The sequence below is a fragment of the Cupriavidus alkaliphilus genome (assembly GCF_900094595.1).
Taxonomy (GTDB): Bacteria; Pseudomonadota; Gammaproteobacteria; order Burkholderiales; family Burkholderiaceae; genus Cupriavidus; species Cupriavidus alkaliphilus.
Genome location: NZ_FMAD01000009.1, coordinates 154,560 through 168,018 on the forward strand (window position 1 = coordinate 154,560; position 13,459 = coordinate 168,018).

General features: G+C 68.6%; 13 protein-coding genes. 2 read left to right on the plus strand and 11 right to left on the minus strand.

Annotation, left to right across the window (positions count from 1 at the left end):
* Positions 1-155: 155 nt before the first annotated feature.
* On the plus strand, positions 156-1,205 hold the full coding sequence (locus tag GA0116996_RS19445; protein WP_244159920.1) for a DUF1839 family protein: 1,050 nt from the start codon (positions 156-158) through the stop codon (positions 1,203-1,205).
* A 67-nt stretch (positions 1,206-1,272) separates the two neighbouring features.
* On the opposite strand, the gene GA0116996_RS19450 is transcribed toward GA0116996_RS19445, so the two are convergent.
* The 10 genes from GA0116996_RS19450 to GA0116996_RS19495 form a co-directional block, all read right to left on the minus strand.
* Complete coding sequence (locus GA0116996_RS19450) at positions 1,273-1,995, minus strand: Crp/Fnr family transcriptional regulator (RefSeq protein WP_012354880.1); 723 nt, start codon at positions 1,993-1,995, stop codon at positions 1,273-1,275.
* A gap of 434 nt (positions 1,996-2,429) precedes the next feature.
* Complete coding sequence (locus GA0116996_RS19455) at positions 2,430-2,819, minus strand: hypothetical protein (protein ID WP_208601261.1); 390 nt, start codon at positions 2,817-2,819, stop codon at positions 2,430-2,432.
* Positions 2,816-3,796, minus strand: a complete 981-nt coding sequence (locus GA0116996_RS19460) for a DUF1839 family protein (RefSeq protein ID WP_092314900.1) — start codon at positions 3,794-3,796, stop codon at positions 2,816-2,818. The genes GA0116996_RS19455 and GA0116996_RS19460 overlap by 4 nt, the downstream gene beginning before the upstream one ends.
* Entirely contained in the window at positions 3,797-4,798 is a 1,002-nt protein-coding gene (locus GA0116996_RS19465) for an amino acid--[acyl-carrier-protein] ligase (RefSeq protein ID WP_092314902.1), read from the minus strand.
* Positions 4,799-5,132: 334 nt separating this feature from the next.
* Positions 5,133-5,384, minus strand: a complete 252-nt coding sequence (locus GA0116996_RS19470) for an acyl carrier protein (RefSeq protein ID WP_092314904.1) — start codon at positions 5,382-5,384, stop codon at positions 5,133-5,135.
* Between the two features lie 110 nt (positions 5,385-5,494).
* Positions 5,495-6,898 carry an undecaprenyl-phosphate glucose phosphotransferase gene (locus tag GA0116996_RS19475; protein WP_092314906.1) on the minus strand — a complete coding sequence of 468 codons (1,404 nt, stop codon included), beginning with the start codon at positions 6,896-6,898 and terminating at the stop codon, positions 5,495-5,497.
* A 114-nt stretch (positions 6,899-7,012) separates the two neighbouring features.
* The gene (locus GA0116996_RS19480; protein ID WP_092314908.1) at positions 7,013-7,678 is read right to left on the minus strand and encodes a phosphatase PAP2 family protein; all 666 of its coding nucleotides are present in this window, start codon (positions 7,676-7,678) and stop codon (positions 7,013-7,015) included.
* Positions 7,679-8,209: 531 nt separating this feature from the next.
* On the minus strand, positions 8,210-8,524 hold the full coding sequence (locus GA0116996_RS19485) for a hypothetical protein (RefSeq protein WP_092314910.1): 315 nt from the start codon (positions 8,522-8,524) through the stop codon (positions 8,210-8,212).
* A 95-nt stretch (positions 8,525-8,619) separates the two neighbouring features.
* Positions 8,620-9,129, minus strand: coding sequence for a helix-turn-helix domain-containing protein (locus tag GA0116996_RS19490; protein WP_092314912.1), 510 nt, complete (start codon positions 9,127-9,129; stop codon positions 8,620-8,622).
* Positions 9,130-9,355: 226 nt separating this feature from the next.
* Positions 9,356-10,201, minus strand: a complete 846-nt coding sequence (locus GA0116996_RS19495) for a helix-turn-helix transcriptional regulator (protein WP_092314914.1) — start codon at positions 10,199-10,201, stop codon at positions 9,356-9,358.
* A 529-nt stretch (positions 10,202-10,730) separates the two neighbouring features.
* On the opposite strand from GA0116996_RS19495, the gene GA0116996_RS19500 reads away from it, so the two are divergent.
* Positions 10,731-12,335: a phage integrase family protein gene (locus GA0116996_RS19500; RefSeq protein WP_092314916.1), complete on the plus strand. Its 1,605-nt coding sequence runs from the start codon at positions 10,731-10,733 to the stop codon at positions 12,333-12,335.
* Positions 12,336-12,441: 106 nt separating this feature from the next.
* On the opposite strand, the gene GA0116996_RS19505 is transcribed toward GA0116996_RS19500, so the two are convergent.
* Complete coding sequence (locus tag GA0116996_RS19505; RefSeq protein WP_092314918.1) at positions 12,442-13,458, minus strand: ParB/RepB/Spo0J family partition protein; 1,017 nt, start codon at positions 13,456-13,458, stop codon at positions 12,442-12,444.
* Position 13,459 lies beyond the last annotated feature (1 nt).

The following is a 13,459-nucleotide window of genomic DNA, read 5'->3' on the forward strand; positions in this document are numbered from 1 at the left end:
CTCTGTTGGAGAACGCACCGATAGCCACGGCCGCCGGCGTTGCAATACAGTGGGCCGTGCAGGCGCAGCGCCTGCGATCGCGGCCCGGCGGCATGCGCGCACTGCGGAGGAACGACATGGAGCAGGCGGTGGCAACGACGGCAACGATTGCGCCAATGGCAGCAACCACGGCAACCACGGCCACCGACCGCGGCTACCACTACACGCGCCAGCAGCGGTGCCACGTGGCCAGGCCGGTGCAGCGCTGGCTGCACGATGAAGCCTCGGTCTGGCAGGAGAGCAATTGCTACATGGACCTGTGGATCGAGCTGCTGTATGGCTGGGGGCTCGACCCGCGCGCGGCGCTGGCGTTCACCGTGGCGCAGGACTACGAGGGCGACCATTTCACCTACTTCAAGTACCCGCCGGCGGATATCGAGCTGCTGTACGGCACGGTGGTGCAGGAGATGGCGGTCTATGACACGCTGCAGGCCCACCTGGTCGAACAGGTCGGGCGCGGCCATGCCGTGCTGGTCGAGATGGACAGCTACTACCTGCCCGACACGCGCGCCACCACCTACCGCCAGGCGCACGTGAAGACCACCGTCGCCATCGACCGGATCGACCCCGCGGCGCAGCGGCTGTCCTACTACCACAGCCTCGGCTACCACACCGCGGCCGGCGACGACTACCGCGGCCTGCTGCGCCTGACGCCCGAGCTGCGCGACGACAACATCCTGTTTCCGTACGCCGAATGCGCCAAGCGCGTGCGCACGCCGCTGCGCGACGCGCACGCGGCCGATGCCGCCGCGGCGCTGATGCGCCGCCACCTGGGCCGCCGCCCCGCGCTGAACCCGGTCACGCGCTGGCGCGCCGATTTCGACCGGCATGTCGCGGTGATCCTGGCGCGCGGCGAAGCGTATTTTCTCCACTACGGCTTCAACCTGCCGCGCCAGCTGGGGGCGAATTTCGAGATGCTGCATCACTGCCTCGCTTGGTTCGGCGAGCATGGTTACGATGTGCCCGCGCGCATCGCGCGGGCGGCCAACACTATCGCCGGGGAAAGCAAGGTGCTGCAGTTCCGCCTGGCCCGGGCCATGGCGCGCGGCCGTCCGGACCGCTGCAGCGAGTGCCTTGACACGATGGAGTCCGCTTATGAAACGGTCACCGCCGGCCTGCTGTCGTCGTTCGGCGCCGCCGATCCCGCACAGCCGGCTTGCGCCTGACGCCAACGGCAGGCGCCGCCGGCAACGCGGGCGCACGGCCACTGCCGTGCCGCGCGCCCGTGGCGCTTCAGGCGTGGGCCAGCGCGGGCAGCAGGCGGTCGTACTCGCGTTTGACCAGCTTGTAGCATTCGCAGGAATGCTTCTCGAGCCCGCAATGATCGAGGATGGTGATATGGCCGCGGCTGTGGTGGATCAGCCCCAGGTTTTCCAGCTTGCCGGCGGCTTCGGTAACGCCTTCGCGGCGCACGCCCAGCATGTTGGCAATGACCTGCTGGGTGATGACCAGCTCGTTGGAGTTCATGCGGTCGCGCGCCAGCAGCAGCCAGCGGCACAGCTGCTTGTTCAGCGAATGGTGGCGGTTGCATGCCGCGGTCTGCGCGATCTGCGTCAGCACCGCCTGCACATACAGCAGCGTGACGCGCTGCAGGGTCGGCAGATAGGACAGCTCGGCGCGCAGCGCGCGCGCGGGAATGCGGTAGGCAAAGCCAGGGCTGCGCACTTCGACGCGGCTGGGCATGGTATCGCCGCCCGTCACCACCGGAATGCCGACCAGGCCTTCATTGCCGACCGCGGCAAACTCGACCGTGGCGCCGTCCTCGAGCAGCGACAGCAGCGACACCACCGAGGTGGTCGGGAAATACACATGCACGATGCGCTGGCTGGTGTCAGTCAGCAGTTCGCCGGCACGCAGCCGGACCAGTTCAAAGTGGCGCGACAGCGTTTCCCATTCCTGCCGCGGCAGGGCATTGAGCAGATGATTGACATGCAGGTCCGACCGTTGCGTGATCATGCTGATTCTCCCCGTTGACCCGGGACCGGCACTGGGCCGCCGCTCGCGCACTGGCTGCGTGGTGCAAAGCCCGGCTGTACCGCTCCACCCGTGACTGATGCTTACCGACTTGTTGACACCGCGTATGACTGACTGATGACGGCCGCGATCCGCTTTCCGTCCCGACGCGCAAGCCCTGCGGTGCGCTGTGTGCTTGCCTCGTCGTTTGACTGTATTAAGTGCTATGGCGCACTGAAGCGACAGTAGGCAGACGGTTGGTACTCGTTCATCCTTTGGTTGGTTGGTAGCAGGCCGGCGCGGCGCCCGCGGCTGGCGGCGAATGCAAGTACCGGGGCGCCGGCATGCCGGCGTCGCGCCGTTGCCGACACGCTGCCAGGCTAGTCATGACAACGGAGGAACCGGCCTGCGGTGGCGGCTGGCGGGGCCTGTACGCCCTATCCGTGCGGCGCGTCGTAGCGGGCGGGCCGCTCGGCGTTGATGGCGTAGATCTCGCCCGAAGGGATGGCGCCGGCCGGCGCGGCGGCGCCGCTCTCATGCATCAGGCGGATGCGCCGCGTTTCACCGGGACCCAGGTGAAACCCCTCCCGCTCCGGCAGGAAGGCGTGGTCCTGCATATGCACCCAGCGCGCAAAGCGGCGCGTGCCGGCGCTGTCGTCATCGGCATGCAACGTGGCCAGCACCGCGTCGTGGGCGGGCGGCCCGAACGGTATGCGCAGGTGAGGTCGGAGAAGCGGTCGAGCAGCGTGCCGGCCTGCGGCGGTAGCGGTGCCAGGCATCCCCGCGGACCGGCCCGGCGCCAGTGCCGCCGGGTCGCGTGCGCTCATGCCACGCTCGCGCCGAAGTGCGAGGCCAGCGCCGGCACCGTGCCCTGGTAGGCCTGCTCGAGCTGGTCCAGGCAGTCCTGGCAGGGATCGGACTTGCGGCTGATCACCGCACGCATCAGCCGGAACTGCATCACCATGGCTTCGGAGGCCATGGTGTAGCAAGCCTCGCCGATGCAGTCGGGCAGCGAGTGCCCGTGCAGCACCAGCCAGCGCAGGTAGCGGCCGAGCAGTTCGAAATTGACGCCCAGCTGGCGCAGCACGCTGGCCGCATAGACCTGGAAGTTGGGCTCGCCGCGCGCCATCAGGTGTTCGAGATGCCCGGGGAACGCCATGCGGAACACGCTGATGGGGTTGTGCTGCGGACGGCGCGAGAGGTGGTGGCGCAGCAGCTCCAGCGAAGTCCGCATCAGCGCGGCATCGGTCAGCGCGGCAAAACGCCGCCGTGCCACCGACGCATGCGGAAACGCCGCCACCTCGCCGTAGCCGACGGTCGCCGGGCGGAAGATGGCGGCATAGTCCTCGCCGCTGGCAGTGTGGTAGCCGTCGCCATGGAAATAGCCGACGGCGGCCGCCTCGGGCACCAGCACGTCGATGCCGATGCACGAGCGCATATGCTGGCGGCGGTAGGTGCCTGACGGCTGCGGCAACTGGTAGCTGTCGACTTCAAGCAGCACCACGTTGCCGCGCGCGGTCTGGGTGGCCACATGCGCCTCGAGCCGGTCATACATCGACAGCTCGTGCGTGACGATGCCATACAGGCGTTCGAGGTCGTTGGCGGGGAAAGCCGAGAGCGTGAACTGGTCGCCCTCGAAGTCCTGCGCCACGGTGAACGGCAGCGCGGCAATGGGTTCCAGGTCCCACCCCTGCAGCAGCTCGACCCACAGGTCGATCTGCTGGTTCGCGTGGGACCAGACCGGATTGCCGCCATGCCAGGTGGAGCGGCCTGCGCGAACCCTGGCCCTGCCGTCGCCGTACATTTACCCCCCCCACAGCGTGTCGCGGACGGTTTGGGGCCAGCGTGCCGGATCCAGCCCGTGGTGGCGCAGCAGCGCCAGCGCCATGCGCTCGACGCCGATGCCGACACAGCCCGTGTGCGCAATGGCGCCGTCCGCGCTGCGCAGGTCCCACATGTGGCCGAAGTGATCGATGTGGTAGTTGAAGCTCATGCACGCCGAGGGCGGCGCGCCGTCGTTGATGGGAATCAGCAGCTCGAACTTGAGCCTGAGCTCGCGCTGGCTTTCGGCGACGAGCTTGCCGCCGCGCCCGAAGAACGGATCGTTGGCGACGTCGATCTCCACCGGCAGCTGCAGCGCCGTGGCCAGCTCGGGCACGCGCTCGAGCCACTGCTCGCGGAACGCGGCAATGCGCTGCGGGGTTCCCAGGCAGACATACTCGCGCTGACGGAACAGCTGCATGCGGGTCGGCTCGAGCGAGGATTCATGGCGGAAGCAGTACGACATCACGTCGACCACCTTGCCGTCCTCGGGCAGCGGGCCGCGCCGCGCAATCACCGGGTAGACCGGATAGCACGCCGCCGGGGTCAGCACCACGCCGGTCGGCTGCTGCTGGTCGGTCCAGTCGTCCTTGTCCTCCAGCCGCGCCAGCAGGCGGCGGTGGCCCTTGTCGTCGCCGCAGAAGCTGTGGACGGTGCCCGCCAGCTGCGGAAAGCTCTTCATGTAGCCGCTGGTTTCGAAGTCCGCCTGGCCCATGGCCGGCGGGAAGTGCAGCGTTTCCGCGCCAAGGCCTTGCCCCAGGTGCGTCATGACGTTGTTCATGCCTTCGCAGATCGATTCGAAGGTGGTGTTGCGACCATACAGGCCGGGCACGCCGGTCGGGATCATCAGGCCTTCGGCCACCAGTTGCTCGAGGAAGGTGGGGCCTGATGCGTGCGGCGCCGGCTTGCCGTGCCGCGTGACGGTGCCGGGCTCGGCCGCGGCGCCACCCTGGGCGGTGCCGTCGGTCAGGGTATGGAGGTCCATGCGATCTCCCTCGGAAACGATCTGCCAGCAACAGATTGGCCGTGCTGGTCCGGGCCGTGTTGGTCAGGATGCGATCGTTGTTGATCATCAGCGGCGCCGACCACGGATCGCGCAAGTTGCGGCCCAGGCTGAACGGCGTGCCGAGCGGGTAGCCCGCCAGCTCCGGCCGTCCTTCGATCAGCTGCCGCAGGCTGGCCGCCTCGGCCACGCGCGCCAAACGAAATCGTCGGCGCCATCTTGAGCAGGTGAAAGCGTTCGCCCGCGACGTTGAGCGCGCTGGCCGCGCGCACGGCGCACGCGCCGGAATGCGCCAGTGCCACCCTGGCCACGGGGATCATGCCGCCTCCTGTTGCTGGCGGATCTGCTCGACCGCGGCCGCCAGGGAATCGACGCTGCGGAACAGCTGGCGCGTCAGCATCTGGTCCGGGATCTCGATGTCGAAAGCGTTCTCGAGCGCGAGCATCACGTGCACGGTGGCCAGCGACGACAGGCCGGCGGCATACAGGTCATCGCTGTCTGCCAGGTCGGCGAGCGGCACATCGAGCCGGGCAACTTCGCCCAGGATGCTGCGGATGGTTGCTTTCATGGAACACCTCCGGTTTTTATGAGTGCGGCCTATTGCACGCTTAACCAGCTGCGGCTTCGGTACGTTTGCGCACCAATCCGTGCGCCCCCGGGTACCGCCGCAGCTGCGCCTCAATACGCACTGGCGCCGGTCCAGCCGTGCAGCGCGGTGCGCAGGATGATCTGCAGGTCGAGCTGGAACGACCAGTGCTGGATGTAGTAGATGTCGAACTCGATACGCCGGCGCATCTTCTCGACGGTATCGGTCTGGCCGCGCAGGCCGTTGATCTGGGCCCAGCCGGTGATGCCCGGCTTGACCCGGTGCCGCAGCATGTAGCGGTCGATCAGCTCCTTGTAGAGCTCGTTGTGCTCCATCGCATGGGGGCGCGGCCCCACCACCGACATCTCGCCGCGCAGCACATTGAAGAACTGCGGCAGCTCGTCCAGGCTGGTGCGGCGCAGGAAGGCGCCGATCCGCGTCACGCGCGCATCGCCGCGTACCGCCTGCGTCACGCCCACGTCGGCGTGCTGGCGCATGGTGCGGAACTTGAAGACATCGAAGGGGCGCCCGTCCATGCCCAGCCGCCGCTGCCGGAACAGCACCGGCCCGGGCGACGACAGCTTCACCAGCACCGCCACCACCAGCAGCAACGGCGCCAGTCCGACCAGCGCGGCCAGCGCGAAGGCGCGGTCGAAGCTGGCCTTGAGCAGGCCGGTGATGCCCGACACCGGCGGGCTGTTCAGGTCGATCACGGGCAGGCCGAGGAACTCGCTGAAGCGGTGGCCCAGCAACTCCACCGACATCACGTCGGGGATCCAGCGGATGTCGATCAGCTCGTTGCGGAACTGCCGCACCACGTCGTACAGGTCGCGGCACGCGACCATAGGCAGCGTCAGCCAGATCTCCCTGACGGCCTGGCTGCGCACGAACAGGTTGACCTCTTCCATGGTGCGCAGCGAAACCACGCCGTCGGGCACCGAGATCGGCTCCTCATGGTAGATGCCGACCACGCGGTAGCCCGCGGCGCGGATCTGATCCACGCGCAGGTACATCTCGCGCCCCAGCGGCCCGTAGCCGAAGATCACCACGCGCTTGGCGTTGATGCCCTGCTCGCGCACATTGCCCAGCATGCGGAACATGACGGCGCGCACCCCCGCCAGCGCCAGCAGGCTGGAACCGAACCAGCCCAGCGACCAGACCCGCGACACCGCGGCGATCTGGTGCATCAGGAACGCCGTCATCAGCCCGACGATGAATACCGTGGTCCACGCGGCCAGCAGGCGCAGCACCAACGCCGCACGGCTGCGACCGCGCCACGATTCATAGATGCCGAAGGCGGGAAACACCGCCAGCACCCCGATCGAACACAGCGCGGCAAGAAAGCCGTGCACCGGCGCGGCGCCGCGGATGCCCTCCGGAAAGTACAGCGCACCGATCATCACCGCACAGGCGCCGACCAGCACCGCGTCGGCCAGCCGGTACAACAAGTGCAGCGCCGTGTGGCGCTCTGCCGCAAAGGTCGAACTGGATGCCATGGCTGCCCACCGCGAATGCATGCACGATGCAGCGATGGTTGCCGAGCCGCCCGCCAGTGTCTGTTGGCGGGCGCACACAGGTCGTGGCGCGGAACCCGGCGCTGGCGGCCGCGCTCAGCAGGGTCCGGTGCGCACCGCGGCGTGCACCGTCGCGTACCCGGGCGCGCGCCCGTGCAGGGCCCATTCACCGCGCTCGAAGGGGCGGTCGCGGCCGGAGAGCAGCATGGCAAGCTGCTGGATCAGCCCGTGCGAGGCGCCCACCGTGCCGGTCATCGGCATCACCAGCGCGGTGGCCAGCACCACGCTCGCCAGCACCATCGCCAGCGGACCGTGCGGCGTGGTGCGCCGCAGGATGAACGGCAGGCTCACGCACAGGCCCACGCCCAGGCCGCCCGCCACTTCCGACACCGAGTGCGCGTGCAGCGCCAGCCGCGACACCCCCACCAGCAACGCCAGGGCCACGCCCGCGCTCGCCGCCAGCCAGCCCAGGCGCCGCCACGCGACCGGCACCGCCAGGTAGAGCAGCACCGGCAGCACCGACGCCGCCATCATCGCGTGGCCGGAGAAACCGGTGAAGTTCAGCGCCGCACTGCCGATGCCCCAGCCCATGAACGCGAGCTTGGACGCCAGCACCAGCAGCGCGGCCGCGGCGAACGCCAGCCCCCAGTGGCGCGCGCTGCCGGGCGCGCCGCGCCAGTACAGCCACAACGCCAGGAACACGGCGCAAGGCAGCAGGTACGCGGATTCACCGAACAAGGAAACGAGATGCCAATGGCTCATGGGCAGGCGCAAGCGGTAAGCGTCAGGGTCTGGTGGCGCAGCGTACCACCGCGTCGCGCGCGGCGGCATCGGCCGCTTGGTCCAGCGCCGCACACGCGCGCAGCGCGGCCCGGCCGGCGTCGGTCAGGGTGCAGACAGGTTGAGAGTGCATGACTGCATTGGCCGTCTGGTGGATAGAGAGTCTTTGCGCAATTCGATATGTTCAATCGGGATCGCTGCCCTTGCATCACCGGGGCAGCGTTTTCAAAGCCCGCATGGTCCCCCGGTCGGCGGGCTTCTTTTTTTGCCGGCCGGGAAAGCATGGCCGAGATGGCGGCAGCAACGGCGAGATCATGCGGCTGACACCATGCGGCCCGAACAATGCGGCCCATCAGTGCGGCCCATCAGTGCGGCCGACTGATGCGGCCAACCGATGCGGCCAACGGATGCAGCCAACGGATGCAGCCAACCGATGCGACCCGCACAAACGCACAGCGGCACCCGGCGCTCGCGCCGGGTGCCGCTGCACAACAGCTGCGCGTGCCTGCAGGTTCAGGTCACCAGTGACGGCGGCACGCGATGCCGATGCTGCGCGATGATCAGCGCCTTGAGGCTTTCCACGCGCAGCAAGGCTTCGCGCTCGCCGGCCGCGCGCGCGGCATCGGCGGCGGCCAGCTCGCAATCGAACTGGCGCCCGTGCAGTTCTCCCCGGTACAGCAGCGGCTCTTCGCTGCCGGCAGCGCCATCCGCGCCGCAAGCTTCCTCACGATGGGCGGCGAGCCTGATCTCGAAGCAGCACGCCCACTTTCCCCGGCCCTCGCGCACCGCAAAGCCGCGCACGACGAGGAACTCCAGTCCGGCCTCCATACGACCCCCTTCTCCCCGGGACGGCCAGCCTGCAAATGAGGGCCAGCTTCTGCCTCCGGGCGAATCAAGCATAGGCCATCAGCAATATTGCGCCCTCATCCGGTGGTTGTAGGAGGGGTCGCACAAAGGAGGGAGGGCGCAGGCGCACGCGCGCCGCCCAGCGACAGCGCCATGCGCGGGAAACACTGGCCGCCGGCCCACACCAGCGCGGTGGCCGCGCACACCAGGTCCATCGCCGCTGGCAACGCAAGGCAGCCGCTGGCGCCGAGCAGCGCGGCATGCAGGACCAGCGCGGGATCAAGGCGATCCGACAACACCAGCCAGCGCCGCGGCGCCAGGCGCGCGTGCAGCTGGTCCAGCCATGCGCGGGGGTCGCCTTCGAGGCCGCTGCAATCGATCACGGCAATATCAGCGGGATCCGGCGGCAGCTGCGCGGCGGCGTGCGGGGGCGTGTGGCCTGGCGCAGCCGATGTCGGGGCATGCGCCGGGGCCTGCAGCCATTGCGTCGTGCGGCAGTTGATCGGCTTGGGCAGGTCGAGCGCGTGCAGGCGTCGTGCCAGCCCCCGGCACATCATTTCATTGCTGGCGATCAGGTAGGTCGGCATTGACTCGGTCCGGCGGCAACCCGGGCGGCCATGGCAGCGGCAGCACGGTCGGAGCCGGGCCGCGGGCGGCCCGGCGGGGAAGGCATCGCACCAGCGCCACCCGCCGGCGTCGGTCTGTGCGGATGTCTTCCCTCAGAAGGTAGCAAGCCGCCGCCACCCCTGCCTCATGCTTTTGGCGGAGCCTCGCGCAGCAGAAGGATGAGGCGCGCGGGAGCGCGCCACCGGCTCAAGCCGCCTGGCCTACCGGCGCCGGCATACGCGCCGGCGCATGAGCCTGGTCCGGGCCCGCCCAGTTGAGCGTGGCACCCCTTTGCAGCGCGACGTAGACCGCTTCGCCCTTGTTGCGCACATGCAGGCGCTGATACAGGGTGCAGGCATGCGTCTTGGCGGTGGCGATCGAGATATTCAGCATGCGGCTGACGGTCTTGATCGGATAGCCGCGCGCCAGCAATGCCAGCACTTCGTACTGGCGCTCGGTGATGTTGAGCAGGTGCGCGCCGGCCGATGGCGTTTCGTACGCGGTGGCGTGCGCGGCGAACTGGCGTTGCGCCACCGGCGCCGCGCTGTCGTGGCCGGCATTGTCCACGCCGGGGCGCAGCGTCACCACCCGGGCATCCCCCGGAGCCGCCGGCGCGAGGCGTGCCGCGGCAGCGTCCGTGCCGGCCTGCCGGCCGGGCAGCGGCTGGCTCGACGCCGGGAAGCATTCGCCGCCGGCCAGCACCAGCCGCACCGCCGCATCCAGCGCGTCGGCGCTGCAATGCTTGGGCACGCAACCGCGCACCGGCTCCGGCAGTCCGGCCTCGGGCAGCGCCGGCATCGCCTGCTCGCTGAGCACCAGCACCCGCTGTGGCCGCAGCCGCTGGCACAGCTGCTCCAGCATGGACCAGCCGCTGGCCTGGTCGGCCGGCAGGCCGTAGACCATCAGGTCGGCATCGTTGAGCCACAGGTCGGAATCGATGGGCGCCAGCGGGTCGATGTCCAGCAGGTCGCCGTCGAGGTGTGCTTGGGCCAGCAGGTGGCGCAGACCCAGGCGCAGGAGGGGGTGAGGCTCGATCAAGAGGATGGTGGCCATGGCCGCTCTCTTATTATTGCGGCAAGCGCGGACCCCGCGAAAATCCGTGCTTGCTTGTCGGACGTGCCCCGCTATCCTGCGGTTGCACCTCCCTACGATCCGCCAGTGCTCCGGGCACGCCGTACAGCCTTCCCGTCTGGCTGCAGGTCGTCCTTCCCCTGGAGATACCGGATCGCCCCGGTGTGCGTGTGAAACGCTTCTGTTGCAAGAGCCTTAGATTCGGCTGAAGTCTGATCTAAGTATTTATAACTCCTGAGCTGCAGCATATGAAACGCGCCGGGCGAATGCAAGGTGATGGTGCGCTGCAGCGGGTAATCCCCAACTGGCGCTTTGCGCCGCCGCTCGCCCGGTCTGATGCCGGCTGATTGCAGCATATGGACGAAACCTCGCCGGCGGGCCTGTGCATCCTGCGCCATCGCGCATAGAATTATCGGCATTGCATTTTGCTATGCATTTCGGGTCGGACGATTTCTGCCTCCGCCCGGGTGCCTTATAAATCAATAAGTTAGCGATACTGCGCAAGCTGCCCATGATTCCTGCCGCGCCCACTGTCAGCCTGACCCGAAGCGAGTTCGCCGCCGTGCGGGCCTATGTCCAAGGCATGCCGGCCGCGATGGTGGTCCCCCGCTATCTCGCCGACGACACGGACGACGATGACGCCGGCGCCGAGTCGGCGCTGCGCATCCTGCTGGCCTTGCGTGACCGCATGGTGCAGCTTGCGCACCTGCACGGGCGTGCGGACCTCGCCGAACTGCTGCTGGCCGGCCCCGGGCGCTCGAACCGCGGGATGGATCGTCGAGTCGATGCACTCGGGGAACTGGAGAGATTGGGCACCGCGGCTCCGCAGGCCCAGCACAGCGTGGAGCTGTGGTTCGCTCCGGCCCTGGCGCGGCGCCTGCGGAATGCCGATATTGTGACGCTTAAAGCTCTTTTGGATTTGGCTAATCAGCGCGGTACCGCGTGGTGGCGAGCCGTGCCGCGCATTGGCGCACTCGCCGGCACCGCCATCAACCGCTGGCTCGGCGAGCATCGCTCTGTCTTCAAGGGCATGGATGGCGCGCCGCTGCTGCACGCGCACGTCGGCAACCGCGCGCCGCTGCAACCGGCGGCGCTGGGTCCGGCGCTGCGCCAGCCGTTGCCGCTGGAGTGGCTGAGCGAGTCGCCCGCGGCAGTTGGCGGGCCCGCCGACTCCTGTCCGTACAGCCACGGCGTGACCGTGGTCAAGGCGTGGCTGCGCGATACCACCGACGGCCAGGGCAGCACCTTTGCCGCGTATCGCAAGGAGGCAGAGCGGCTGTTGCTGTGGGCGGCGCTGGAGCGCGGCAAGGGGCTGTCGCAACTGGACCTGGACGATCGCCAGGCCTACCTGGGGTTCCTCGCCAGTCCCGAACCCGCCAGCCGCTGGTGCGGGCCACGCGCGCCGCGCCACCAGGCCGCATGGCGGCCGCTGACCGGCGCGCTGAGCCCCGCCAGCCAGCGCCACAGCCTGCGCGTGCTGGCAGCGTTGTTCCGGTGGATGCACGATAACGGCTACGCTTGCGCGGCGCGCTGGCCGGCGCAGATCGGGGCCGACATGGCGATGGCGCCGGACGCGGTGGCGGTTACGCCGTCCGCGCGCACTCCGCTGGCGGAAGACAACATTGCCGCCTTCCTGTCATGGCTGACATCGCAAGCGGAGGCCAGCGACGGGCAGCGCTACCGCGCCGCGCACGCCGCCATCCTGCTGTTGCGCGAGCAAGGGCTCAGTCTGGATCAGCTGTCATCGGCCACATTGCGATCGCTCTCTGCATCTGCGCCCGCCAGCGGCATGGCCGTCGAATCCGGCAACCTCGCCAAGCATGTGGACGCGTCCCACCCAATGAGCGGCCTTGCGCCCGCGACACGGCTGGCGCTGGCGCGCCACTGGCAGGACCGCCACCTGCAATGGGAGGGACCGGGCATGGAAGACGCCTGCCTGATCGGCCCGGCGACGGCGCCGCCCACCGGGCGTGCCCGCCGCAAGCGCGCGGCGCAACCGCTGGGCGGTTATTCGTTGCGCGGCCTGCACGCCTTGCTTGCCACCACCCTCGAGCGCTATCGCAAACACTGCGATCCGGCCTTCGCGGCACGCTCGCCACGGGATCTGATGGCCTGAAAACAATGGGGGCAGTGTCGCCACTGCCCCCGCATATTGTCCTGCCTGGCATGTCGGCGCCCGCGTCACCGCGGAGCCAGACCTGGAGGCCGTCCGTTTCAGCGTTTCAAAGCAACGTCTTGTCGAGTCCGAAGCGAGACTTCAGGGCTTCAACCAGCGCCTCGCGCGCACTGCGGTCGGTCAGTTGCACGTCCAGCATCACGCGTCCGGAATCCCATTCCTTGATGGTGCCGAGCAACTGGCCGCTGTCGGTGCGGATCTTGTACTGGCGGCTGATCTCCTTGACCTTGCGCGCCTTGCCCTCCTGCGCCTGCTTGCGGATCGCCTCGACCTCTCGGCTGGACAGCCCGTCGTGGATGATGCGCCCCGCCAGCTCGCGGGTCCGCTCCTCGCCCGCCAGCTTGAAGTACAGGGTCAGCTCGTAGCCGGCGGCAATGCCGATTGCGCTCGGGCATTCGCGCATCACGCCCAGCACCGACTCCGGCAGGCGCAGCAACGCGAGGGTCTTGTTCACCGTGCCCGCGGAAATGCCGGTCAGCTCGCAGATCTCCTCTTCCTTCTGGACCTTGCCTTCATCGAGCAGCTGGCGCCAGGCAATGGCATTGTCGAGTGCGGACTGGTCCGAGCGCTGCTCGTTCAGCATGAACGACAGCCGGTAGAAATCCAGGTCGCTCAGGTCGTTCTCGACAAAACATTCCATTTCGAGCTTGCCGGCGGATGCCAGGGCTCGCTTGCGGTAATGGCCGTCGATCAGGATGTAGTGGCCCGGGCGCGCCGGATCCGGCGCCGCCAGGCCCGGGGTCTTCTGGCCATGCGTGGCGATCGACGCGGCGCGCTCCTGCACCACGGCAGGATCGTAGATGCGTCGCGCATTCAGCGGATTGTCGTGCAGTTGCGCCAGCGGAATCCGGATCAGCTGCCGGCCCGCGGCGACGTCGTCGAGACTTTCAGCGCTGAAACCGGGCGACGTTTCGGCAGCCCCCCTGCCCTGCAGCAGACCATTGGGATGCTGGGAAATAGCCGCTTCCGCCCGTGCGAAGCGGTCCAACGTATCGTTCCGGCTCTTCTCGGCCGCCATGCCGGCGAGCATGCCGGCCTTCAGGCTTTTTAGTTTGGTAGCCATG

Excerpts from the sequence above, each read along its gene's own strand:
- GA0116996_RS19470 (WP_092314904.1), bottom strand. The coding sequence starts at position 5,384 with ATGAAAGCAACCATCCGCAGCATCCTGGGCGAAGTTGCCCGGCTCGAT.
- GA0116996_RS19485 (WP_092314910.1), bottom strand. The coding sequence starts at position 8,524 with ATGGAGGCCGGACTGGAGTTCCTCGTCGTGCGCGGCTTTGCGGTGCGC.
- GA0116996_RS19460 (WP_092314900.1), bottom strand. The coding sequence starts at position 3,796 with ATGTACGGCGACGGCAGGGCCAGGGTTCGCGCAGGCCGCTCCACCTGG.
- GA0116996_RS19475 (WP_092314906.1), bottom strand. The coding sequence starts at position 6,898 with ATGGCATCCAGTTCGACCTTTGCGGCAGAGCGCCACACGGCGCTGCAC.
- GA0116996_RS19480 (WP_092314908.1), bottom strand. The coding sequence starts at position 7,678 with ATGAGCCATTGGCATCTCGTTTCCTTGTTCGGTGAATCCGCGTACCTG.
- GA0116996_RS19465 (WP_092314902.1), bottom strand. The coding sequence starts at position 4,798 with ATGGACCTCCATACCCTGACCGACGGCACCGCCCAGGGTGGCGCCGCG.
- GA0116996_RS19490 (WP_092314912.1), bottom strand. The coding sequence starts at position 9,129 with ATGCCGACCTACCTGATCGCCAGCAATGAAATGATGTGCCGGGGGCTG.
- GA0116996_RS19495 (WP_092314914.1), bottom strand. The coding sequence starts at position 10,201 with ATGGCCACCATCCTCTTGATCGAGCCTCACCCCCTCCTGCGCCTGGGT.
- GA0116996_RS19500 (WP_092314916.1), top strand. The coding sequence starts at position 10,731 with ATGATTCCTGCCGCGCCCACTGTCAGCCTGACCCGAAGCGAGTTCGCC.
- GA0116996_RS19505 (WP_092314918.1), bottom strand. The coding sequence starts at position 13,458 with ATGGCTACCAAACTAAAAAGCCTGAAGGCCGGCATGCTCGCCGGCATG.
- GA0116996_RS19445 (WP_244159920.1), top strand. The coding sequence starts at position 156 with ATGGCAGCAACCACGGCAACCACGGCCACCGACCGCGGCTACCACTAC.
- GA0116996_RS19450 (WP_012354880.1), bottom strand. The coding sequence starts at position 1,995 with ATGATCACGCAACGGTCGGACCTGCATGTCAATCATCTGCTCAATGCC.
- GA0116996_RS19455 (WP_208601261.1), bottom strand. The coding sequence starts at position 2,819 with ATGAGCGCACGCGACCCGGCGGCACTGGCGCCGGGCCGGTCCGCGGGG.